The sequence below is a fragment of the Filimonas zeae genome, assembly GCF_014641615.1.
In the GTDB taxonomy this organism is placed as follows: Bacteria; Bacteroidota; Bacteroidia; order Chitinophagales; family Chitinophagaceae; genus Filimonas; species Filimonas zeae.
Map to the genome: position 1 here is coordinate 85195 of NZ_BMIB01000008.1, position 23298 is coordinate 108492.

The following is a 23298-nucleotide window of genomic DNA, read 5'->3' on the forward strand; positions in this document are numbered from 1 at the left end:
AGCGCTGATATTTTTTAACCATTCAACTTAACAATAATATGGAAGCTACAAATGCAGCCACGCTGAAAGAAGTGGTACAGCAAAAATGGGGTAAACGTCCGTTGATTATTGCAGGACCTTGTAGTGCCGAAACGGAAGAACAGGTACTGCAAACTGCTACAGAACTGCACAAAACCGGCAAAGTAGATATTATGCGTGCCGGTATATGGAAGCCCCGCACCCGCCCGGGTAGCTTTGAGGGTATTGGAACCAAAGGTTTGCCATGGTTACAACAAGCCAGAAAAATTACAGGTATTCCCGTTGCGGTGGAAGTGGCTACTGCCAAGCAGGTAGAAGATGCACTGCATTTTGATGTAGATGTACTGTGGATTGGTGCACGTACAACCGTTAACCCTTTCAGTGTTCAGGAAGTGGCAGATGCTTTACGTGGCGTGAATGTACCTGTATTAATTAAAAACCCCATTAACCCCGATCTGGAATTGTGGTTAGGTGCGGTTGAACGTATTGCTAAAGCCGGTATTAATCAGATTGGCCTTATCCACCGCGGTTTCAGCAGCTATGGTAACACTGAGTACCGTAATGCACCTATGTGGCATCTGGCTATTGAAATGAAGCGCCGTAACCCGGAGTTGATGATCATCAACGATCCTTCACACATCTGCGGCCGCAGAGATATTCTGCAGGATGTAATGCAGAAAGCCATTGACCTTGACTACGATGGTTTAATCATCGAATCTCATATAGATCCTGACAACGCGTGGAGCGATGCCAAACAACAGGTTACCCCTGCAAAACTGGCAGAAATGCTGGATAACATTACCTGGAGAAAAGAAGATGTAGCTTCAGAAGAATATCATGCCGCACTGGAAAAACTGCGCCAGCAAATTAACCACCTGGATGATGAACTGATGCAGATTCTGGGCCAGCGTATGAAAGTGGCTGAGAAAATTGGGCAGTACAAAAAAGACAACAACATTACCATTTTACAAACCAACCGCTGGAACGAGATTCTGGAAAGAGCATTTGCCAAAGGTGAAAAACAAGGGTTGAGCAAAGAGTTCATCACCAAATACTTTGATGCGGTGCACATGGAAAGTATCAACCACCAGAACCGGATTATGAATTCCTAGATGACTGGCAACAAATCTTATATATACATACATGCCCTTTGGGCGGTACAAGATAACCAGCCATTACTTTCGTTGCCTGTGCGTAAAGTTTTGTTTGCGCACACGCAGCAGGAAGCTACTGCTAAAGGAATTCAGCTTGTAATTGTGAACGGCGCAGCCGATCACGTACACTGCCTGTTTAAAATGATGCCTGTACAAAACCTGTCAGGCATTATTAAGCAGCTGAAAGAAATAATGGCATTCTGGTTAAACGAAAATAAGTTGCTGCTACAGCCATTTGAATGGAGTGAGTTTTATGCAGCTTACTCTGTTAGCCCTACCACTCTTGATAAAGTAACAGATTACATTGTGAAGCAGGAGCAGTTTCATGCCGGTAAAACACTGGCGCAGGAACTGGAGGCGTTTGATAAACTGAATGCGCATTTATGACCACTAAGAAAATTACTTTCTCTTCCCAAACTGTCAGCTATTACTTCGATTCATCGCTTGACCAGTTGGGCCAGCTTACCGCGCCTGACAATACGTTTATTATTACCGATGAAAATATATACGCCAAACATGCGCGCAGGTTTAAAAACTGGCGCACGATTGTGCTGAAGGCCGGCGAAGAGTTTAAAGTGCAGGCCACAGTAGATGCTATTGTGGAGGAACTGATTGAAGCAGGTGCCGACCGCAAAACATTTCTGGTAGGCGTGGGCGGCGGTGTTGTTACCGATATTACCGGTTATGTAGCCAGCATTTATATGCGCGGTATACAGGTAGGGTTTGTACCCACCACCATACTGGCTATGGTAGATGCTTCTATTGGCGGAAAGAACGGAATTGACGTAGGTATTTATAAAAACATGGTAGGCCTGATAAGGCAACCCTCGTTTTTACTGTACGATTATTCGCTGCTGAAATCATTACCTAAAGAAGAGTGGATTAACGGTTTTGCTGAAATTATCAAACATGCCTGTATTAAAGATGCCGCCATGTTTGGATTATTGGAGCAACATAAACTGTCTGCTTTTCAGAAGGATAAAGACCTGCTGAACCAACTGATACAACGCAATGCTTTACTAAAAAGCAAAGTGGTGCAGCAGGATGAGTTTGAGCAGGGCGATAGAAAGCTGCTGAACTTCGGACACACCCTGGGGCATGCTATTGAAAACAGCTATGAGTTATCGCATGGCCAGGCAGTAGCATTGGGTATGGTAGTGGCAGCCGCTTTATCTGCCGAATACCGGAAGTTTAAAGATGTTGCCCGCGTGGTTGATCTGATTGAAAAATACGGGTTGCCCACCTTTGCTGCTTTTGATGCTGCCAAAGCCATGCAGGTAATGCAAAGCGATAAAAAGCGCGTGAAAGATGTAATCCATTATGTATTGCTGGATAAACCCGGCAAAGGAGTGGTGGTACCGCTGAGTGTGCAGCAGATAGAACCCATAGTTACCCGATTATCACAACCTTCCAATTTATAATACATGAACTTAGTTACTATACAACCCTCAACCGTAACAGGTGCTATTACCGCACCTGCCTCTAAAAGCTCTATGCAGCGTGCCTGTGCAGCGGCACTGGTTAGAAAAGGAGAGAGTGTAATTGATAACCCCGGACATTCTAATGACGATAAAGCAGCACTGAAGGTAATAAAGGCATTGGGTGCTACTATTGTTTCTGTTGATGAGGAACAACTGGTTATTCAGAGTAATGGCGTAAATGCCGTAAGCAGTGTGGTAAACTGTGGTGAGAGTGGCCTGGGCATACGCATGTTTGCGCCGCTGGTGGCGCTGAACCCCACAGCCATCCGTATTGATGGTGAGGGGAGCCTGGTTACCCGGCCTATGGATTTTTTTGATGATACGCTGCCTTCACTGGATGTGGATATTCAATCGAACGATGGCAGACTGCCGCTGGTTATAAAAGGGCCGTTACAACCCCGTAACATAGAAATTGACGGCTCGTTAAGCTCTCAGTTTTTAACTGGTTTACTGATGGCATATGCCGCAGCTAAAGCCAGCAATGTTACTATTGTGGTTAAAGACCTGAAAAGCCGCCCTTATATCGACCTTACTTTAAAAGTGATGGAAGACTTTGGCTTAACTGTTCCTGAAAACAGGAATTATGAGTCGTTTTACTTTCCGGCACAGGAACAAACAGAAGAAATAGACGAAGAGCCTGTTTATTATACCGTAGAAAGCGATTGGAGCGGTGGTGCGTTTTTGCTGGTGGCAGGTGCCATAGCCGCAGAGCGTAAAATTGTGGTAAAGGGTCTTGATCCGTTTTCTACCCAGGCAGATAAAGCCATTCTACAGGCGCTGATGGATTGTGGTTGTTTACTTTCTGTGCAACAAGATAGTATTGAAGTTGGCCCTCCTGTAAATGGAGATCTGGTGCCTTTTCATTTTGATGCTACCGACTGCCCCGATTTGTTTCCGCCGCTGGTAGCGCTGGCAGCTTATTGCAATGGCACCACAGCTATTGAAGGCGTTAACCGTTTAACCCATAAAGAAAGTAACCGCGCATTAACGCTGCAGGACGAGTTTGGCAAAATGGGCGTGGAAATAGTATTACAGGGCGATCTTATGCTGGTAAAAGGTGGGGAAGGAGTAGAAGGTGCTACCGTACATTCCCGGCACGACCATCGTATTGCTATGGCTTGCGCTGTAGCTGCCTTAAAAGCAGAAGGTGAAACAGCAATTGAAGAAGCGGATGCCATTGGCAAGTCGTACCCTGATTTTTACGATCATCTGAAAAAGCTGGGCGTAAGCGTACAATAATTTGATTGCTCACTTTAAACACCCCGGTGGGGAAAGACTATGAACTCATTTGGACGTCTTTTTAAGGTAAACATATTCGGAGAGTCGCATGGCGAGTCAGTAGGCATTAATATAGATGGCATACCCGCAGGTTTGCCATTACGTGTAGAAGATTTTCTGCCAGATATAGAGAGAAGGAAAGGTGGTACGCAGAAAGGCACCACGCCACGCCAGGAAACTGATTTGCCTATTTTTAAAAGCGGTGTATTTAACGATACCACCACAGGAGCACCGCTGACGATACTGTTTGAAAACAACAATACACGTTCCGGCGATTACCAGAAGCAAAGGGCAGTACCCCGGCCTGGACATGCCGATTTTGTAGCTGGTAAGAAATTCGGAGGGTTTGAAGATTTTCGTGGTGGCGGCCATTTCAGCGGCAGGCTTACGGTATGCCTGGTAGCAGCCGGAGTAATTGCCAAAAAACTACTGGAACATTTAAACATTACCACAGAAGCGGTAATTAAAGAAATTGGTGGCGAAGCAGATCTGGAAAAAGGATTACAACGTGCCATTGATGCCAAAGACAGCATTGGTGGTATTGTAGAGTGCAGTGTAAAGGGTTTACCTATTGGTTTAGGCGAGCCGTTTTTTGACAGTGCAGAATCTTTACTGGCGCATGCCGCATTTGCCATACCGGCAGTACGCGGTATTGAGTTTGGTACCGGCTTTGCCTCTGCCCGTATGTTTGGAGTAGCGCATAACGATGCTATTGAAGATGCCAGCGGTAAAACCGTAACCAACCACGCAGGTGGCATAGTGGGCGGTATAACTAACGGCAACGAAGTAGTATTCCGCATTGCTATTAAACCTACTTCTTCCACGCCTAAAGAGCAACATACCTGGAACAGCGAAACAGACCAGATAGAAAGCTTTTCTGTAAAAGGGCGTCACGATTTGTGTATAGCCCTGCGTGTACCCGTGGTGCTGGAGGCTGTAACAGCTATGGTATTTGCCGATTTGCTGTTGCTGGAACAACATATTGGCCGGGTGATTAAATAATTCTCTGCTATTTAAACAGATAAAACGGAAGGTCCAGTATGGCGAAAGCTGTGCTGGACTTTTTATATTGATAATGCCACCACTCGGTGCTTAGCGCTGTAAAGCCATTTTGCTCCATAGTGTTTTTTAGCAACAGCCGGTTAGCCAGCACGGCACTGTCTGATTGCTGGTAGTTATGATGCGCTTTTTCTGTAAAATTGTCAAATGGGGTGGGCATGGCAACAGGTTTGCCGGTTTTCAAATCGGCCAGTGTTATATCCACGGCTATGCCCCGGTTATGCCCACTACCTTTGGCGGGGTTGGCAGCATATCTTTCATCCGGTACTATTTCCCACATTTTTTTGGTAACGGCATAAGGCCGGTAAGCATCATAAAACAGAATGGATAACCCGTACGGGGCCAGTTGCTGCTGTACCTTTCGCAATGCCCTGGCAACGGGTAACCGTACCAGTAACAGCGGTTGGGTGTACAATACTGTTTTGGTAAAGTTTTTATTGGTAGCATATTGTATATCTGACAGCAGCGGCGTAACATATTGCTGAACAGGCACCATGCGGTTATTACTATCGGCCTGTACCGTTTTTTCGTAGGCTACCCAGGTGGTTACCACCGTTAGCCCATCCTTGTTTTGTGGTATAATATTTGGCGTTTGCCCCTCAGCGCGATAGAAAATGAGCGCCATGCAGATTATAGGAATAGAAAAGGAATGCTTACATTTCATATCTGTAATGATAACCAGAAGTAATAAAATGGTACATCCGGTACCTGAACCCCTTTAAAAACGGATTTACTAAGCTAACAAAAAAAGGCGTTGTAAACCGTAATATTAAAAACCGAACGGATGAAAAAGTATCTGGCTTTCGCAGTTTGTTTATTTTTTACAGCCCATATACAGGCACAGACTGATAGTGCTGTGGCCAAAGTAGGCTCTGCAAAAAAAACTTCCCGTACAGATGTAGGAGATGAAAAGGTGGCTTATGGTATTGCCAGCTTTTACAGCAAAAGCCTGGAAGGTACTAAAACCGCTACCGGCGAAACTTTCCGCCATGCAAAGTTTACAGCAGCCAGTAATCATTTCAGGCTGGGTACCTGGGTAAGGGTAATTAATCTGCGCAATGGTAAATCTGCCATAGTACGTATTAACGACCGTATGCACAAAAAAATGGCCCTCAGGGGCCGCGTGGTTGACCTTAGCTATGCAGCTGCCGAAAAACTTTCTTTTATTAAAAGCGGCATTGTTCGCGTAAAGGTAGTGGCGGTTCCTGAGGGCACTACAGAATAAAATACTTCTTACTTAGTAACCTTTTTAGGCAAAACTGCCTTTGGCGTGGCCGGAGGCGGCGTTGTTGCCGGGCCTGCCGGTTTATTGGCAGGTGCTGGCTTAGGCTTATTATCTACCGGTGGTTTGGTTCCGGTAGGAGATGGATTGTTATTGTCGTTTACGGGCGGTTTGCTTTCGCCACCAATATTCTCCGGGGTGGGAGGGGGAAGCCCATCATCACCATAGTCAGTAGCAGAGCCATTGGTACCACCCTCTACTTCATTAGGAAGGGAAGTAGAAGATTCCCAGCTGGAGAATGACTCGTTGGTCATCGCTTCCGGCTTTACAAAGGTGGCCTTGGTATCTATTGACAATGATTTATCGTTCAAAACTTTGTTGTAGAAGTAAGCCCAAACCGGCAGCGCCACAGAAGAACCCTGGCCCATAGCCGTACTGGAGAAACGGATGAAACGATCGTCACAACCCGTCCAAACGCCACCCAGTAATTGGGGCGTATAACCCATAAACCAGGCATCGCTGTTATCGTTGGTGGTACCCGTTTTACCGGCAATTTCTCCGGTTACATCATAGCTCCACATACGGCGGCCGGTACCAAATTTCATTACACCCTGCATCATTTCTACCACGTTATAAGCAGTAACATCGCTGATTACTTCTTTACGCTCAGGTATAAATGTTTGCAGCACGTTTCCGTTCCGGTCTTCAATACGCGTAATGTACATCGGCTTTACGTTAAAGCCTCTGCCGGGGAACATGCTGTAAGCCTGCATCATTTCATACAACGAAATTTCAGCACTACCCAGCGCAATGGAAGGGAAGGGCTGCACATCTGTTTGTACGTTACACTCTTTCAAAAACTCTACAAACCGCTTGGCACCATCATTACCCTGAGGGCCTAATTGCTTCATAATATAAGCAGTAGCACAGTTTTTAGAAAGGGCCAGCGCCTTCCACATAGGCATGCTTGCGCCGGAACAGCTGGCAGTAGTTGCCGGTACCTGGCCATAGCTGCCAAAGCTTTGCTGCACATCTTCTACCGTAGTGCCTGGGGTAAAGCCGTTTTGTTCTATAGCCAGGCTATACAACAGAGGCTTCATAGTACTACCAACCTGGCGCTTGGTATTAATATTTACGTGGTCGTACTTAAAGGTTTTAAAATCAATACCACCTACCCAGGCTTTAATATCACCCCTTAACGGGTCCATGGCCATAAAACCAGCCTGAAGCATTTGTTTGTGGTACTTAATGGAATCAAAAGGTGTCATTACCGTGTCTATGCTGCGGTTGTTATTCCAGGCAAACACACGCATAGGTGTTTTAACAAAGAACGATTTGCGGATTTCAGCAGCAGAGGTACCGTCTTTTTCCGCAGCCTTCCAGCGGTCGGTTTGTTTCATTGCCGCCTCTAATATATTATCATGCCCTTTCCATACAGCACCGCTTTTAATATCGCTTTGGGCAGCAAGCACTTTTTGCATACTGCTATAGTGTTTTGCCAGCGCTTCCTCGGCGTACTGCTGCATAATGGGGTTAATGGTAGTATATATTTTCAGCCCGTCTTTATACAGGTTATAATTACCGCCGCCTGGTTTCTTATGCTCTTTACACCATTTCTTCATATCCTCACCCAGTATCATTCTGAAATAAGGGGCAATACCGGCGGTTTCATCCATTTTTTTATAGTTCAGCCGTATGGGTTTTTTCTTTAGGGCATCAGCCTCTGCTACAGATAAAAAGCTATTGCGCACCATCTGGTTTAACACCGTATTCCTTCTGTCCATAGCCAGTTTGGGAAAGCGGCGTGGGTTGTAAATACCACCCTTTAGCATACCTACCAGCATAGCAGCCTCTTCCACACTCAGGCGGTCGGGTTCTTTCTGAAAAAAGGTTTTGGCAGCATTGCGGATACCATAAATATTATCACCATAAGGTACTGTGTTTAAGTACAGGGTAATAATTTCATCCTTGGTAAAGTTGCGCTCCAGTTTTATGGCAATAATGCTTTCCTTAATCTTTTGTATTACACGCTTTACTTTGTTTTGGGTACCCCAGTTTTCGGTAAACAGGTTTTTAGCTGTTTGCATGGTAATGGTACTGGCACCACCACCACTACCCAGCGAAAAAACAGCCCTTCCCAGTGCGCGTGGATCTACACCGTTATGCTCATAAAAACGTTCGTCTTCAGTAGCCACCAGTGCATTTATAACATGCTTGCTGATATCTTTAAAACCTACGTTTACCCGGTCTTCCAGGTAATATTTGCCCATCAGGGTGCCATCTTCGGCATATACCTGACTGGCCAGAGAGGCGGTGGGGTTTTCCAGTTCGGCTATAGAAGGCATGCTGCCCAGTAAACCGAAGTTAGCTAACAGGAACAATAATACTACGGAGCCGATGCCGGTTAAGAACACGTACCACAGTATTTTTACAGATTTTTTCATCACAATGTTTGTGTTTGTACTGGATTTTTCTCGAATATCAACGCACGAATTTATACTATAAGCTGCATTAAAACTTATCCGGTAAGGCTAGTTTTAACAATTCCTGGTACACCGGAAGGTCTTTTCTTTCTTCCAGCAGAATTAAGTTTTGCGGGCTGATAATACTGTACTCGTATTTATCAGGTGCCAGCCATGGTAATATACGGCTTCGCGTATTTGGCTTTGTTTTGTTAATATAGTCCAGCGCCAGGAAGGTTTTAATAAACGGCCCCAGTAATATAGCGGTGGTGCTGTCGTTCAGTTTATTTACGTTCATACCAATAGGCTCGCTATAATAGTTGGTGCGGTTATACCTGTCAAAGGCATTCCGCGCTTCGTTTATGTACACCGGGTCCACCTTTTTCAACAAAATCATTACAAATTGCGAATCCTGCTGGTTATAAGTATACTCCTTATGCGTAACAATGGTTACCGCTGTATCCAGTTTAATGGAAATAGGGCGCATACCATCCATCAGCTTTGCCAGCGAATCGCGTACCATATTCTTTCCGGTGCGGGCGGTACCTAACTGAGAGTCATCTGCCAGTATAGGGCCGTTTTCATCCTCTGCCCGTGTTATCTGTAGTTTGGTAAGGTAGCTTTCTATTTCTTTTCTGCGGCGCAGCACATCAATCATAGTAGTAGCTTTTTCAGCCAGGGGCGATGTGCTGTCTTTTTGCAGATTGGTAAGGCGCTGAATGGCCACACTGTCTTCCTGCTGCTTAATGTAATACACGGCTTCTATGTACAATAACTGCGGAGCCCAGTAAGTAGTACCATAAGTACTGTCAGCCGTGTTTTTCTGTTGTTTGGCTTCTTCAAACTTTCCTTCCAGAAACAGATCGTAAATATGCTCGTAGGTTTTGGTAACCGTGTTGGCCTGCTCCTGTTCAGGGGTAATATGCCGGTCCAGCATCTGCGCATATTTCCCGTTGGGGAAGGCCTGGCGTAAAGCCAGCTGTGTAGAGTCTTCCCCCCGGTGGTTACCAGAGCGGCGGTAGCAGTAATACAGGTTTAACAACACTTCTTCTTTGGAAGGCGTGTTGGGGTAACGCCGTAACAACTCAGTATACGCTGCAATGGCAGAAGGATAATCCTGCAACTGGTTCTGAAATGCTTTGCCGTTATCAAACAGTGCTTTCATAATAGCAGCATCTGAGGCTGCTTTCTTTTCCGGTGTAATGGGCAGGTTGGCCAGTAGTGCATCGGAAGAGAGGGTATCTAACGCCGCAGATTTATTTTGCTGTACCGCTTCTAAACTGTCAATACCTGCCTGCGCCATGTTTTTAGCTACCTGGTCTATAGCAGCATTGCGCCTCCAGTTATCGGCATTGGGCCTTTTGCCCCAGGTAGTATTAAACTGACTCACACCGCTGGCTTTAAGCGATGGGTTGTTAAAGTACCATTCGCCGCTGTTGGTGTTGCCCGCTGTAAACAAATCAGGCGCAGTCATATTCATCTGAACGGCGGGGTTAATATTGTCTGCGCTGTTATCGTCTTTCAGGCCTTTTAATTTGCGCAACCTTTTCAGTTCTTTTTTTACAACGGCGGTACGTTCGGCAGGTGGCAGTGCTGCCAGCTGTTGCAAACTGTCTTCATTATGAATGGTAGTTACGTTGGCTGCTATGGCAGAAAGGTAAGGTTTACGTTGCAGCAGGCGCTCTTTTTCGGCAGTGTGCGCCAGTTGGGCTTCTTCCACACTGTCATAGTAATTATGTGCTGCCACGTAATCTTTGCTGTCGTAGTTAATATCACCCAGCAGCATAAAACTGCCGCTGCGTTGCTGCGGGTTGGTGCTGCCGGTTACACTTTTCAGCAGCAGCTTCTGTGCCTGTGCGGTATCGTGTAATTCCAGCGTAACCTGTGCAGCGGCATAATAAATAACATCGCGGTATAAAATGTATTTATCCTTACGGGCCAGTTGCAGCAATTGCTTTTGTTTCTGCAACAGAAAAGCCTTGTCTGTTTTGCTCATTACCCGTATACCGTTAAGGGTTGCATAGGCTTCCTGTACCGGGTTAATGGTGTGCGAAGCGCTTTGCATAAAGTACTCCGTAGCCTTTTCGTTGTTGCCCGATAGCTGGTACAGCTGTGCTATTAAAAATTCTTTTCTGGAACGGTCTTGTTTGGTAGGCTGGTACCTGAGCGTATATATAAGATGTACAGCGGCACTATCATAAGCGCGTTGGGTATAGCACCAGTAAGCTATTTCTTCATGCAGTTCATTCTGCAAACGTTTAGGAAACTGCGGATCGCTTTTTAGTATCTCCAGTAAGCTGGCTGCTTCATTCACCCGGTTATTATCGGTATAGGTATGCGCCAGCCACAACAATGCCTCGTTACGCACAGGCAGGTGGGTGGTAAGTTTTTTATAAATATTCCTTTTTTCATTGGTGGAAATGCTGAACAGGCTGTCGTTATTGCTCACGTTGCTGCCTATAGGTATATCGTAGCCATCATCTTTAGGGGCAAAGGCATAATTAATATACCGGAACACATCTGTGGCCGAATCAAAATCTTTACGGTAGTAATAGGTTTTACCCAGCAGCAGGTACATATCATCTACCCAGTCGTTCCGCAAATCGTGCAACAGTACGCCGGCGGTGCATTTATAAATAATCGTGTCTATTTCACTTTTTTCCTGGGCAGTAGCATCCAATGTAAAATCGTAAAAGGGCAGCAGTTCTGTGTAATCGTCGCGAAAGCTGCTTTTGGCGCGGGTAATAACACCGTTGAGTTTATTGTTGGCGTTAAAAAAGTAATTATAGTGTGTTACCATATTCTGATAAATATGGCGCGGGGTGTTAAATTTTCTGTCTTCCGTTTTTTCCGAACCCAGCTTCCTGTTTTCATACTTTTCCGGCTTGTTCAGATAGATGGTAGAGCCCGGCTGCGCAAAGGCAACGTTTAAGGTGCTCAGCAGCAACCAGCTAAAACAGCAGTAATGGAAAAAGGCTCGCTTCATACACGCAAAATCGGTGAAATTATTTTAAAATACAACGGTTAAGTCGTTATCTTTATTTCGCTTATTCGAACGCATGGCTAAGATAGAAACGCAAACCACCCTGCGGCGGTTAAGAAACCGGTACCGGTTGGTGGTAATGAATGATGATACGTATGAGGAGGTGGTTACTTTTAAGCTATCGCGCCTGAGTGTATACATTGGATTGAGTGTGGTGTTTGTTTTACTGGTGAGTTTTACTGTGGCTTTGCTGGTATTAACCCCGTTAAAATTTTACATACCCGGATATGGTAGCAGGCAAAGCCGTACAGAATTGCAGGTACTGAAAATAAGAACTGATTCACTGGAGCAATCTATTCGTTTAAAAGACCAATACCTGGATAATATAAGAAAGGTGATGACCGGAAATACTTCCATACCCCGAGATACAAATGCAATTAGCGTACCTAAGGCTGAAATTTCAAACGACTAAACATTGAGCTTATGTTTACCCCTAAAAACAAAGCTGAAGAGCCTGTGATATCTTCAGGAAAAACCAGTATGATCGGGCCAGGAATGACCATTCAAGGCGAAGTGCACAGTCAGAGCGACATTCGTATTGACGGGAAAATGATTGGGAACGTACACTGTACCGCCAAAGTAGTAATTGGTGTGGACGGTGAGGTGGAAGGCAATGTGTTTGCATTGCAGGTAGATATTACCGGAAAAGTAACCGGCAATCTGCATGTAAAAGAACAGGTTACCTTACGCAACAACGCTATCATTAACGGCGACATTTTAACGGCTAAGTTATCTATGGAACCTACCGTTAGCTTTAATGGTAAATGTTCAATGCCGGGTGCTGCCACCTCTCAGGTGGTGGAACTGTTAACCGATAAAAATGCAGCAACACCAGAAAGACAACCAAAAATCGCAGCAGTCGCCGCAGAATAACCGTCTGCTGTGGCAGTATGCAGGTTTTGCTTTTCAGTTACTGGCGGCACTGGCCCTGGGTGTATACGCAGGCATTAAGCTGGATGCGCGGCTGAAAACAGGTATGCCCTTACTGGTTTGGCTATTACCATTAGTGATTATTATTGCCCTTATTATTAAAGTAGTAAAGGATACCGGAAGCCGGAAGTAAAAAGTGGAAAATGGCAGCAGAAATGCGTTATTTTTGGCTTTTTACTTTTTGACTTCTGAATAATCATGGATCGGTTAACGCTTCGCAATACATTTTTTCCGCTGATAGTTGTTTTTGTGCTGGTAAACATTCTGTGTCTGAGCTTTCAGCCGCAGTTACAGCAACGTAATATTGATCCGCTGGTAATACAGGGGGGTAATGGTTTGTTGTTTGTGCTGGCAGTAATCAGTGCAGTTATGCACTTCAGGGCATTGAAAACAGCCAACCCGCATGCTTTTGTTAGAAGCATAATGGGCACCACTGTGCTGAAACTGTTTTCTATAGCAGGTGCCGCCTTTATCTATATATACATGGCCGGTAAAGCGAGAAATAAGTATGCCTTGCTGATCTGTATGGCACTGTATATTGTGTATTCGATAATAGAGGTGGCCGGAGCTTTCAGGCTGAACAAGGAAAAACATGGCAGCCGCTGAGCATCCAATGCAGGCCCTGGCAGCCTATTTGCCCGAAGGGAGTTTTGAAAAGGTAGTACAGTATATTCACACCTATAAGGTGCATTTAACTGTTACCAAAGCCCGTAAAACTGTATTGGGCGATTACCGCCATGCCACACACGGCAAAAATCACCGTATCAGTATCAATGGTAATCTTAACAAGTACGAGTTTTTAATTACCCTGCTGCACGAACTGGCGCATCTGTTAACCTTTGAGCAATTTGGCAACAGGGTTGAGGCGCATGGTAAGGAATGGAAAACCCTGTACAGCAATCTGCTGGTAACTTTTGTACAACACCGTTTGTTTCCCGCCGATATAGAAGAGGCTTTAAGAAGCTCTATTATGAACCCCGCTGCCACTGCAAGTGGTGAAACGGAGTTGCTACTGGTATTACGCCGTTACAACACACGCAACCGCGCAGGCTATCATTTACTGGAAAGCCTGCCCGAAGGTGTTTTGTTTGAAACTGACAACGGCCGGGTGTTTAAAAAAGGTGATAAGCGTCGGAAAAGATATATATGTCTGGAAGTAAAAACCGGGCATCTCTACACATTCAGCCCTCTGAGCGAAGTAAAAGTTTTGTCCACGCCGGAATAAGCTTACCCCTTGCTGTAAAAAAAATATGTAATTCCCGCAAACAGTAAGTTATCGCGCCGCAATAACTCTTTATCTGGCTTATACGGCCATAAAAAAGCCACCCCATGGGGCGGCCTTTACTAAAGTATAGTAACCTGTCAGTTACGCTACAGCCTGTTTAACCAGGTCAGCAGCTTCGCTTAACAGAATAGCAGATTGTACTTTCAGTCCGCTTTCGTCTATCAGTTTCTTCGCTTCAGCAGCGTTGGTACCCTGTAAACGTACAATGATAGGAATTTGAATGTTACCCAGTTTGTTGTAAGCTTCAATAACACCAGCAGCAACACGGTCGCAACGTACAATACCGCCGAAGATGTTAATCAGAATAGCTTTCACGTTAGGGTCTTTCATAATAATGCGGAAACCAGCTTCTACGGTTTGTGCATTTGCAGTACCACCTACGTCCAGGAAGTTGGCAGGCTCGCCACCGCTTAATTTAATCATGTCCATAGTAGCCATGGCCAAACCGGCACCGTTTACCATACAACCTACGTTACCATCCAGTTTTACGTAGTTGAGGTTAAACTGACCCGCTTCTACTTCAGTAGGATCTTCTTCTGAAATATCACGCTGGGCAGCCAGGTCAGGATGACGCATTAAAGCATTCTCATCCAGGCTCATTTTACAATCCACCGCAATGATTTTTTCATCGCTGGTTTTGAACAGAGGGTTAATTTCCAGCATACCGCAGTCTAAACCTACGTATGCATTATATAAGTTAGTAACAAACTTTACGCAGCTTTTTAAAGCTTCACCGCTCAGGCCCAGGTTAAAGGCAATTTTACGTGCCTGAAAACCCTGTAAACCACCGGAAGGGTGTACCCACTCTTTGAAGATTTTTTCAGGAGTGTTGTGTGCCACTTCTTCAATGTCCATACCGCCTTCTGTGCTGTACATGATCACGTTCTGACCCTTTGCACGATCCAGCAGAATAGACAGGTAAAACTCTTTTACAGGGTTGGGGCCAGGATAATATACATCCTGAGCTACTAATACCTTGTTTACTTTTTTACCGGCTGGTCCTGTTTGAATAGTAACCAGCGTACCACCTAATATGTTTTTGGCGATAGTGGAAACGTCTTCCAGGCTTTTACCAACAGCAACACCGCGCTGCTCGCTACCTTCAATTTTACCCTTACCGCGACCACCTGCGTGTATCTGAGCTTTAACTACAGCAAAGTTATTGTTTGTCTGCGTTTTAATCTGGCGATACGCTTCTTCAGCGGCCATAACGGTATCTACTGCAATGCCTTCCTGTACGGGAACATTGTATTTCTTTAATAATTCCTTTGCCTGGTATTCATGCAAGTTCATACAGTAAAAAATTTGCAGGCGAAGATAGGGCAGATGCAGGTAAATGAAAAATGCCTTTTTAGTACTTTGAATTAAATACGATATTTGATTATAACGTTCCTGCCCGATGGAAAAAGAGAAAACTGCGATAGCACACGAAATGGCTGTTCAGGCGCTGAAGGCGATTGGTATGGGCGTATGGCGCTACTATCCCCAACAGGAAAAACTGGAGTGGGATGAAGTATGCCGCGGTATATACCACTGGCCCCAGGCAGCCATTACCTTTAGCCAGCTGATGGATGCCATTCATCCGGATGATCTGTTGTCTGCACAATCCGTTCTTTACCAGAAAGCAAACCTGCATCCCAACGAGCCGGCGGTAATGGAATATCGTTTTAAAAGTCCTGCACATAAAGGTTATATATGGATACGCGTTACCGGCCGCTGCTTTTTTAATGCAGAAGGCCAGCCTGAATTGCTTACCGGTACTGCCGTAGATGTTACCGCAGAAAAAGAAACTGCCGCAGCAGAAGGCAAACGCAAAGAGGCGGAGCTGTTAAGCGTAGGCGAACGCTTTCGACAGGCTTTTGAAAATGCGGCTGTAGGCGTGGTGATTATAGACCCCCAGGCCAATATTCAGATGGTGAACGGCGCTTTTTGTAAAATGCTGGGCTATACACCGGAAGAGTTGTATCAGGTAAATGTGCAGGATATAAGTCATCCGGAAGAAATGGATGCCAACGGCGAGTTTATTCAGCTGGCATTAAAAGGGGAGATACCTTCTTTTGTATTGGATAAAAGATATATTACCAAACAGGGCAAAGCGGTGTGGGGCAGACTCAGCGCCTCACTGGTGCGGCACGATGATGGCTCGCCCGACGTATTCATCAGCATTATTGAAGATATTACCGATAAAGTAGCTGCCCGTACAGAGGAACTGAAACGCAGCAATATGGAGTTGCAGAAAGCCAACCTGAGCCTGCGCCAGTCTAACCACGAGCTGGAGCAATACGCCTACGTGGCATCACACGATTTGCAGGAACCGCTGCGGAAAATTCATGTGTTTACAGAGATGCTGCGGGAACTGCCGGGATTGCCGGACAAAGCCGATGTGTTGCTGTCGCGTATTACCCGTTCTTCTGAAAGAATGTCTTTACTTATCCGCGACCTGCTGGAATACTCCCGTCTGCTACAATCTGAAAACGAATTTGTAGCCGTAGATCTTAACCAGGTGGTAGACAATGTAGTAAGCGATTTTGAATTGTCCATTGCGGAAAAAGGCGCGCATGTGCAGGTGGAAAACCTGCCTGTGCTTAGGGCTATTCCACTGCAAATGAATCAGTTGTTTTACAACCTGTTCAGTAATGCCCTTAAGTTTACCAGGCCGGGTACAGCGCCCTCTGTTACCATCAGCTGCCGCCAGGTACAACGTCAGCAGCTTACCGCCCGCGAACTGCCGTCAGATGCGGAGTTATGGTACGAAATACGTTTTACCGATAACGGAATAGGCTTCGATCCTAAATATAGCAGCCAGATATTTGAGATATTCCGCCGTTTACACGGGGTGGGTGAGTTTCAGGGGGCGGGAATAGGTCTTTCTCTTTGCCGTAAAATTGTACAAACCCATAAAGGAATTATTTACCCCGAATCGGAAGAGGGTAAAGGCACTGCTTTCTACATTATTTTGCCTGTTGGGCAGGGGTGAAGTTTCTTTATATTTGCGGCCTAACACAAGTACACAATGGCAACACAATTAATGCAGCAGTTACGTGAAACAGTAAGTTTTATACAAAAACGTTATTCAGAGGTACCTCAGGTAGCCATTGTGTTAGGTAGCGGACTGGGCAATTTTACCCAGGAAATTAAAGTAGAACACGAAATTGCTTATAACGAAATACCCCATTTCCCGGTAAGTACCGTAGAAGGCCATAGCGGCAAGTTGCTGTTTGGCGAGCTGGGTGGCAAAAAAGTGCTGGTAATGGCCGGCCGTTTTCATTTTTACGAAGGCTATACGGCGCAGCAGGTTACTTACCCTGTGCGCGTAATGAAGTTACTGGGTGTAGAAACTTTATTATTATCTAACGCAGCCGGATCGGTAAACACTTCTTTTAAGGTGGGCGATCTGATGCTGATTAACGATCATATCAGCTTTTTTACCGTTAACCCGCTGCTGGGTAAAAACGAAGACGAACTGGGTACCCGCTTTCCGGATATGACTGAGCCTTACAGCAAAGACTTGCTGGCTAAAGCGCGCGCCATTGGCCAGAAACTGGGCTTTGACCTGAAGGAAGGGGTATACACCGCTGTAACCGGGCCTACGTTTGAAACCAAGGCAGAATACCGTTTAATACTGGCCGTAGGTGGCGATGCAGTGGGTATGAGTACTGTGCAGGAAAACATTGTAGCGGTACATGCAGGTATGAAAGTGTTTGCGGTAAGTGTAATTACTGATCTGGGCATTCGCGAAGATGAAAATGTAATTACGCATGAAGAGGTGCTGGCGGCAGCAAAAGAAGCAGAACCAAAATTAACAGCGCTGTTCAGAGAACTGGTGGCGGCTATTTAGTATTTACCATTTCATTTACAGCTTACGTTTTACATTGCATACATGTCACACCTTAACAACCTGGGCCGGTTTATTTGTTGCGTAGTAGTGTTGTTTACTATTACGCAAACTGTTAAAGGGCAAACCACCATTAACAGAAATCTGCAGGTAGGCAACGGCAGGGATACGTCTAATATCACGTACGACAGCCAGGGCAGGCCCATGCGGCGGAACAAGGGGGCAGACTCTTTACAGCACAGAGATCCGCTGGAAGATTCCATTACCATATCCTTTCGTTTTTTCGATTCTACCAGAACCAGAAAGCTGGATTCTTCTTTGAACGATTTCACTACCCGCTACCCGGTACCGGTTGATTATGTTGACATCGGGAATTTTGGTAACGCAGCACGTTCGCTGATATTTAAACCCAACCTGCAGGCGGGCTTCGATGCAGGATTTCATTCGTACGATATATACCGGTATAAGCTGAACGAAACCCGTTTTTTCCAAACCACCCGGCCTTATACCGAGCTGGGTTATATGATAGGCCCCAATTCGGAGCAGATGATAAACATTCTGCATACCCAAAACAGAAAGCCTAACTTCAACGTTACTTTTGAATACCGGTTTATCAATGCCCCCGGCTCATTCAAAAGCCAGAACGTAAGCCACAACAGCATTCGCTTCAACACATATTATCTCAGTCCCAATAAAAGATACACCTCTTACTTTGTGTTTATCACCAACAATATCCGCTCCGGCGAAAATGGTGGGGTGGTAGATGATAAAGCAGTAGATAGTATTTCCAAACAAAGTTTAAGCAGTGCGTTTAACGTAGAAACCCGCCTGGCCAATAACGTTACCGCCTCTTCCAGAAACTTTTTCAGTGCTGACATTGGTACCAGTACAAACTACTCCGATAAAATGATTCTGTATCGGCATAGTTACGATCTGGGGCAGAAAGATTCCATTGTAACAGATTCCAATGTAGTACGATTGTTTTATCCGCGTATCCGTTTTCAGCATACACTCAATTATATAACGTCTAATTATGCGTTTAAAGATAATCAGCCTATACCGGCCAATTATCTCAATTACTTTGGCCTGCTGGTTACCAGCAACCCGCTACAGTATAAAGACTCGTGGAAAAATTTTACCAATGAGTTGTCCATTATCTCCTTTCCGGAGAAAAATAACATGAACCAGTTTTTAAAACTGGGTGCAGGGTTTCAACAGATAAAAGGTGAGTTTTTATATTATGGTGGCGATACCGCTTTTGGTACCAGCTTTACCAACATATATGGCGATGCAGAATATCGTAACAGAACACGCAACCAGCGTTGGGATGTATTTGCAGCAGGCCGCCTGTACCTGGCAGGTGCCTATGCAGGCGATTACGCTGTAACAGGAAGTATAAAAGGAGTACTGGGGGCTAAGGTGGGCTCCATACAACTGGGCTTTCAGAACGTAAACCGTACGCCTTCCTTTATTTACGATAACCGGTCATCCTTTCCGTCGCTTAAAGCAGGCTCCGGCAGCACTTTCGGTAAAGAAAATACTACCCGTTTATTTGCCAATATTGACATACCAGCTGCACACCTTAAGCTTTCCGGCAATTATTATTTGTTAACCAACTATACCTATTTCGATAATTATATAGCTGCACAGCAGGCAGGCACCATCTTTAATATACTGCATGTATCTGCTGAAAAGTCGTTTAAGCTGAGTAAGTACTGGAACTGGTATACGCAGATACATCTACAGCAGAAAGCCGGGGAAAATGTGCCTGTTAATATACCGCTGGCTTTTACAGCCAACAGGCTGGTGTTTGAGGGTAACTTTTTCAAAAACCTTTTTCTGGCAACAGGTATGGAGCTGCGCTATTACCTGCCCTACAAGGCAGACAGCTATTCGCCTTTTACCGGGCAGTTCTTTTACCAGCAAAGCTATACCACCAGCAACAGACCCGATATTAATCTGTTTCTGCATTTTCGTATAAAAAGTTTTAAAGGATTTCTACGGTTAGAAAACATAAACACGTTTAACCCTGCAGATGGGTTTGGCTTTACCAAATACAATTTTTCGGCCGCACATTATCCACAACGAGCCCTGTTTTTCCGTTATGGTATCTGGTGGAACTTTGTGAATTAGAGGCAGTTGCATCTTTGGCATATAATTGGCTTTGGCATAGCAAAACAACTTATATGAAAACAAATAAGCAACGTGTATTATCCTTTATGCTTTCATTGTTTGCCATTACCGCTATTACTATTGCAGGTAATGCACAAGGCTTTCACCTGGGTGCTAAAGCAGGTGCTAACATTGGTAAACTGGATGGGGTAAGGTTTAAAGACGGCTATAACCTCGGCTTTCATCTGGGTGGCTTTGCAGAAATAGACATCAGCAAAACTTTTGGTATTCAGCCCGAGCTGCTGTTTAACCAAACCAACACCAAGGTTACCAACGAAACCAACGACATTTTTAAGCCGGGAGATAACATTCACCTTAACTACCTCAGCATTCCTATTCTGTTAAGAATTAATGCGGGCCAGTTATTAACCTTCCATGCCGGACCTCAGTACAGCATATTGCTGAACAACCAGAAAACTTTACTGGCCAATGCAGGAGATGCATTTAAAACCGGTGACTTTGCGCTGGCACTGGGTGCACAGGTAAACCTGAGCGCACTGCGTATATATGGCCGTTATAACATTGGTTTAAGTGATGTGGGTGATGTATCTAACCAGGACAAGTGGAAAAGCCAGCAGGTACAGCTGGGCGTAGGTTTCCGTATTCTGTAATACAAATACCTGTAAGTATATAAGGCCGGAAGCATGCTTCCGGCCCTTTTTTTATCTTTTCTGCAATGTTCCCGGCCGTGTTTCATCGGTTTCCTGTCATTTTGATACTAAACTGCTATTTTTTCCGCTTTGGCATTTTAATTGACCCAGTTACCTTCCGACTGCAAGGCATACCCTCGTAGCGCTTTAATGACATTTTGACCACAAGAAGAACCGGAAGTATATGAATAACAATCAATTCTTTCTAAAGGGAGATGATGATACCGAATTTCTGCCCATTATACCCATAAATGAATCAGAAAGCGAACAAGATAAAAATCTGGAAATACCCGATACCCTGGCTTTACTGCCCCTGCGTAATACTGTTTTATTTCCTGGAATTGTATTGCCGATAACTGTTGGCAGAGATAAAAGTATAAAGGCGGTAAACGATGCTTATAAAGGCGGTAAACTGGTAGGCGTGCTGGCCCAGAAAGATGGGAGCGTGGAAGAGCCGGGTCTGAACGATTTATGCACCGTGGGTACCGTAGCCCGCGTGGTAAAAATGATTAAAATGCCCGATGGTGGCACCACCATTATTATACAGGGCAAAAAGCGTTTTGAAGTGGTTTCTTTTGTTGAAGAAGAACCTTACTTTAAAGCCAAAGTAGCCCTGCTGCCAGATGATGTTGCACCGGAAGAGGAAAGCTTTAGCGCTTATACCGGTACTATTAAAGACCTGGCGGCGCAGATTATACAGTTATCGCCCAACATGCCTGCCGAAGCGGCTATTATTCTCCGGAATATTGAAAGCCCTTCCTTCCTCATCAACTTTGCCAGCAGCAACCTGAACATAGAGTTAAAGGAAAAGCAGATACTGCTGGAAATTGATGATGTAAAAATGCGTGCAGAAAAGCTGATGGAAATGTTGCAGCGCGAACTACAGTTTGCAGAGCTGAAAAACAAGGTAACCACTAAAACACGCACAGAAATAGATAAACAGCAGCGCGAGTATTTTTTACAGCAACAGCTGAAAAGTATTAAAGACGAGCTGGGTGGTGATAGTAACGAGCGGGAAGTGCATGAAATGAAAAAGAAGGGCGAGAACAAAAAATGGCCCGAAGCTGCCCGCAATATGTTTAAAACGGGTATTGAAAAGCTGGAACGTATGCACCCCAGCACACCAGACTATTCTGTGGTGTATAACCACCTGGATCTGATGCTGGACCTGCCCTGGGAGGACTATACGGAAGATAACTACGACCTGAAGAATGCGCAAAAAACGCTGGATGCCGACCATTATGGCATGAAGAAGATAAAAGAAAGGATTCTGGAATACCTGGCAGTACTGAAACTGAAAGGAGATATGAAAAGCCCGATCCTCTGTTTTGTAGGCCCTCCCGGTATTGGTAAAACCTCGCTGGGTAAAAGTATTGCACATGCCGTAGGCCGTAAATATGTACGGGTAAGCCTGGGTGGTTTGCATGATGAAAGTGAAATACGCGGACACCGCAAAACCTATATAGGTGCTATGCCGGGCCGTATACTTCAGAACATCCGCAAAACAAAATCATCTAACCCGGTAATGATACTGGATGAGATTGATAAGCTGGGCAATGATTTCCGGGGAGACCCATCCAGCGCGCTGCTGGAAGTGCTGGATCCGGAGCAGAACAGCGCCTTTTACGATAACTACCTGGAGTTGGAGTACGATTTAAGCAAAGTGCTGTTTATTGCTACTGCCAACAACCTGCAAAACATACAACCTGCCCTGCGCGACAGGCTGGAAATTATTGATCTGAGTGGTTACGCCGTAGAGGAAAAAGTGGAAATAGCCAAACGCCACCTGGTGCCTAAACAAAAGGAAGCACACGGCCTTAAAAAAGTAAGCCTTACGGTTTCTGATAAAGTGCTGGAAAAAGTAATTGAAAACCATACCCGCGAAAGTGGTGTGCGCGAACTGGACAGGCAACTGGCAAGCATTATGCGTTACCTGGCACGTGAATATGCTTTAAAGGATAAAATAAAAAATACCCTTTCTACTGCAGACGTAGAAAAGATACTGGGTACACCGCGTTACAGTAACGAGATTTATAAAACCGCCAACATGCCTGGTGTGGCAGTTGGCCTGGCCTATACCTACGTAGGAGGGGATATTCTGTTTATTGAAACCCTGCTAAGCGAAGGCAAAGGCGAACTGAAACTGACAGGTAACCTGGGCAATGTAATGAAGGAGAGCGCTGCCACTGCACTTAGTTACTTACAGGGGAACGCCAAAAAATACGGTATTAACAGTGAGGCATTCTCTTCTAAAAGCATACACGTACACGTACCAGAAGGTGCGGTACCTAAAGATGGCCCCAGTGCCGGCATTACTATGCTTACTGCACTGGCATCTGCCTTTACGGGCCGTAAAGTAAAACCTTACCTGGGAATGACGGGGGAAATTACCCTGCGCGGTCAGGTGTTACCAGTGGGCGGAATTAAAGAAAAAGTGCTTGCCGCCAAAAGAGCGGGCCTGCGTGAACTGGTAATGTGCTGGCAGAACGAAAAAGACGTGAAAGAGATTGATAGTACGTTTATAAAAGGAATTGATTTCCATTACGTTAAAAACATGCAGCAGGTGCTGGATATAGCACTGGTATAATATTGCATGAAAAAAATACCGGTAGGTGCAACCAAATCTATTTTAAGTTGTAATACTGGTATAAGATTTTTTTCATGTTGGTTGTTTTAAGGGTTAAAAGACTCCCCTGTTTTCACAGGGGA

At 45.1% G+C, this 23298-nt stretch carries 20 protein-coding genes; 16 read left to right on the forward strand and 4 right to left on the reverse strand.

The annotated features are described in order from the left end of the window. Positions 1–38: 38 nt before the first annotated feature. The 5 genes from IEY13_RS29110 to IEY13_RS29130 are packed head-to-tail and all read left to right on the forward strand — an operon-like array spanning position 39 to position 4933. Complete coding sequence (locus IEY13_RS29110; protein ID WP_188959214.1) at positions 39–1130, forward strand: chorismate mutase; 1092 nt, start codon at positions 39–41, stop codon at positions 1128–1130. Further along, positions 1131–1559, forward strand: a complete 429-nt coding sequence (locus tag IEY13_RS29115) for a transposase (protein WP_188959216.1) — start codon at positions 1131–1133, stop codon at positions 1557–1559. Further along, a complete protein-coding gene (aroB, locus tag IEY13_RS29120) occupies positions 1556–2593 on the forward strand; it encodes a 3-dehydroquinate synthase (RefSeq protein ID WP_188959218.1) in 1038 nt (345 codons plus the stop codon). Before IEY13_RS29115 ends, aroB begins: the two co-directional genes overlap by 4 nt. A 3-nt stretch (positions 2594–2596) precedes the next feature. Continuing rightward, positions 2597–3892 (forward strand): 3-phosphoshikimate 1-carboxyvinyltransferase, encoded by a 1296-nt coding sequence (gene aroA / locus IEY13_RS29125; protein ID WP_188959220.1) that lies wholly within the window; start codon positions 2597–2599, stop codon positions 3890–3892. A gap of 39 nt (positions 3893–3931) precedes the next feature. Beyond that, positions 3932–4933: a chorismate synthase gene (locus IEY13_RS29130; RefSeq protein ID WP_188959222.1), complete on the forward strand. Its 1002-nt coding sequence runs from the start codon at positions 3932–3934 to the stop codon at positions 4931–4933. Between the two features lie 7 nt (positions 4934–4940). On the opposite strand, the gene IEY13_RS29135 is transcribed toward IEY13_RS29130, so the two are convergent. Beyond that, complete coding sequence (locus IEY13_RS29135) at positions 4941–5654, reverse strand: M15 family metallopeptidase (RefSeq protein WP_188959224.1); 714 nt, start codon at positions 5652–5654, stop codon at positions 4941–4943. Between the two features lie 120 nt (positions 5655–5774). On the opposite strand from IEY13_RS29135, the gene IEY13_RS29140 reads away from it, so the two are divergent. Next, a complete protein-coding gene (locus tag IEY13_RS29140) occupies positions 5775–6215 on the forward strand; it encodes a septal ring lytic transglycosylase RlpA family protein (RefSeq protein WP_188959226.1) in 441 nt (146 codons plus the stop codon). A gap of 8 nt (positions 6216–6223) precedes the next feature. Here the strand turns inward: IEY13_RS29140 and IEY13_RS29145 are convergent, their stop codons facing one another. Both IEY13_RS29145 and porW read right to left on the reverse strand, forming a co-directional pair. Beyond that, on the reverse strand, positions 6224–8656 hold the full coding sequence (locus tag IEY13_RS29145; protein WP_188959228.1) for a penicillin-binding protein 1A: 2433 nt from the start codon (positions 8654–8656) through the stop codon (positions 6224–6226). Positions 8657–8723: 67 nt separating this feature from the next. Beyond that, complete coding sequence (gene porW / locus IEY13_RS29150; protein WP_188959230.1) at positions 8724–11660, reverse strand: type IX secretion system periplasmic lipoprotein PorW/SprE; 2937 nt, start codon at positions 11658–11660, stop codon at positions 8724–8726. A 73-nt stretch (positions 11661–11733) separates the two neighbouring features. Here porW and IEY13_RS29155 point away from each other — a divergent pair, with 73 nt between their 5' ends. The 5 genes from IEY13_RS29155 (at position 11734) to IEY13_RS29175 (ending at position 13872) form a co-directional block, all read left to right on the forward strand. Continuing rightward, positions 11734–12129, forward strand: a complete 396-nt coding sequence (locus IEY13_RS29155) for a hypothetical protein (RefSeq protein WP_116742292.1) — start codon at positions 11734–11736, stop codon at positions 12127–12129. Positions 12130–12140: 11 nt separating this feature from the next. Continuing rightward, entirely contained in the window at positions 12141–12590 is a 450-nt protein-coding gene (locus IEY13_RS29160) for a bactofilin family protein (RefSeq protein WP_188959232.1), read from the forward strand. Continuing rightward, complete coding sequence (locus tag IEY13_RS29165; protein WP_188959234.1) at positions 12538–12780, forward strand: hypothetical protein; 243 nt, start codon at positions 12538–12540, stop codon at positions 12778–12780. Before IEY13_RS29160 ends, IEY13_RS29165 begins: the two co-directional genes overlap by 53 nt. 65 nt (positions 12781–12845) lie before the next feature. After that, positions 12846–13253, forward strand: coding sequence for a hypothetical protein (locus tag IEY13_RS29170; protein ID WP_188959235.1), 408 nt, complete (start codon positions 12846–12848; stop codon positions 13251–13253). Next, positions 13240–13872, forward strand: a complete 633-nt coding sequence (locus IEY13_RS29175) for a SprT-like domain-containing protein (protein ID WP_188959237.1) — start codon at positions 13240–13242, stop codon at positions 13870–13872. Before IEY13_RS29170 ends, IEY13_RS29175 begins: the two co-directional genes overlap by 14 nt. 141 nt (positions 13873–14013) lie before the next feature. Here IEY13_RS29175 and sucC read toward each other — a convergent pair whose 3' ends face one another. Further along, on the reverse strand, positions 14014–15225 hold the full coding sequence (gene sucC / locus IEY13_RS29180; protein WP_188959239.1) for an ADP-forming succinate--CoA ligase subunit beta: 1212 nt from the start codon (positions 15223–15225) through the stop codon (positions 14014–14016). A gap of 106 nt (positions 15226–15331) precedes the next feature. Here sucC and IEY13_RS29185 point away from each other — a divergent pair, with 106 nt between their 5' ends. The 5 genes from IEY13_RS29185 (at position 15332) to lon (ending at position 23176) form a co-directional block, all read left to right on the forward strand. Further along, the gene (locus IEY13_RS29185) at positions 15332–16909 is read left to right on the forward strand and encodes a sensor histidine kinase (RefSeq protein WP_188959241.1); all 1578 of its coding nucleotides are present in this window, start codon (positions 15332–15334) and stop codon (positions 16907–16909) included. Positions 16910–16945: 36 nt separating this feature from the next. Further along, positions 16946–17770: a purine-nucleoside phosphorylase gene (locus IEY13_RS29190; RefSeq protein ID WP_188959243.1), complete on the forward strand. Its 825-nt coding sequence runs from the start codon at positions 16946–16948 to the stop codon at positions 17768–17770. Between the two features lie 42 nt (positions 17771–17812). Next, on the forward strand, positions 17813–19900 hold the full coding sequence (locus tag IEY13_RS29195; RefSeq protein ID WP_188959245.1) for a putative porin: 2088 nt from the start codon (positions 17813–17815) through the stop codon (positions 19898–19900). 53 nt (positions 19901–19953) lie between these two features. After that, positions 19954–20550 carry a porin family protein gene (locus IEY13_RS29200; protein ID WP_188959247.1) on the forward strand — a complete coding sequence of 199 codons (597 nt, stop codon included), beginning with the start codon at positions 19954–19956 and terminating at the stop codon, positions 20548–20550. Positions 20551–20773: 223 nt separating this feature from the next. Then, positions 20774–23176: an endopeptidase La gene (gene lon / locus IEY13_RS29205; RefSeq protein ID WP_188959249.1), complete on the forward strand. Its 2403-nt coding sequence runs from the start codon at positions 20774–20776 to the stop codon at positions 23174–23176. Positions 23177–23298 lie beyond the last annotated feature (122 nt).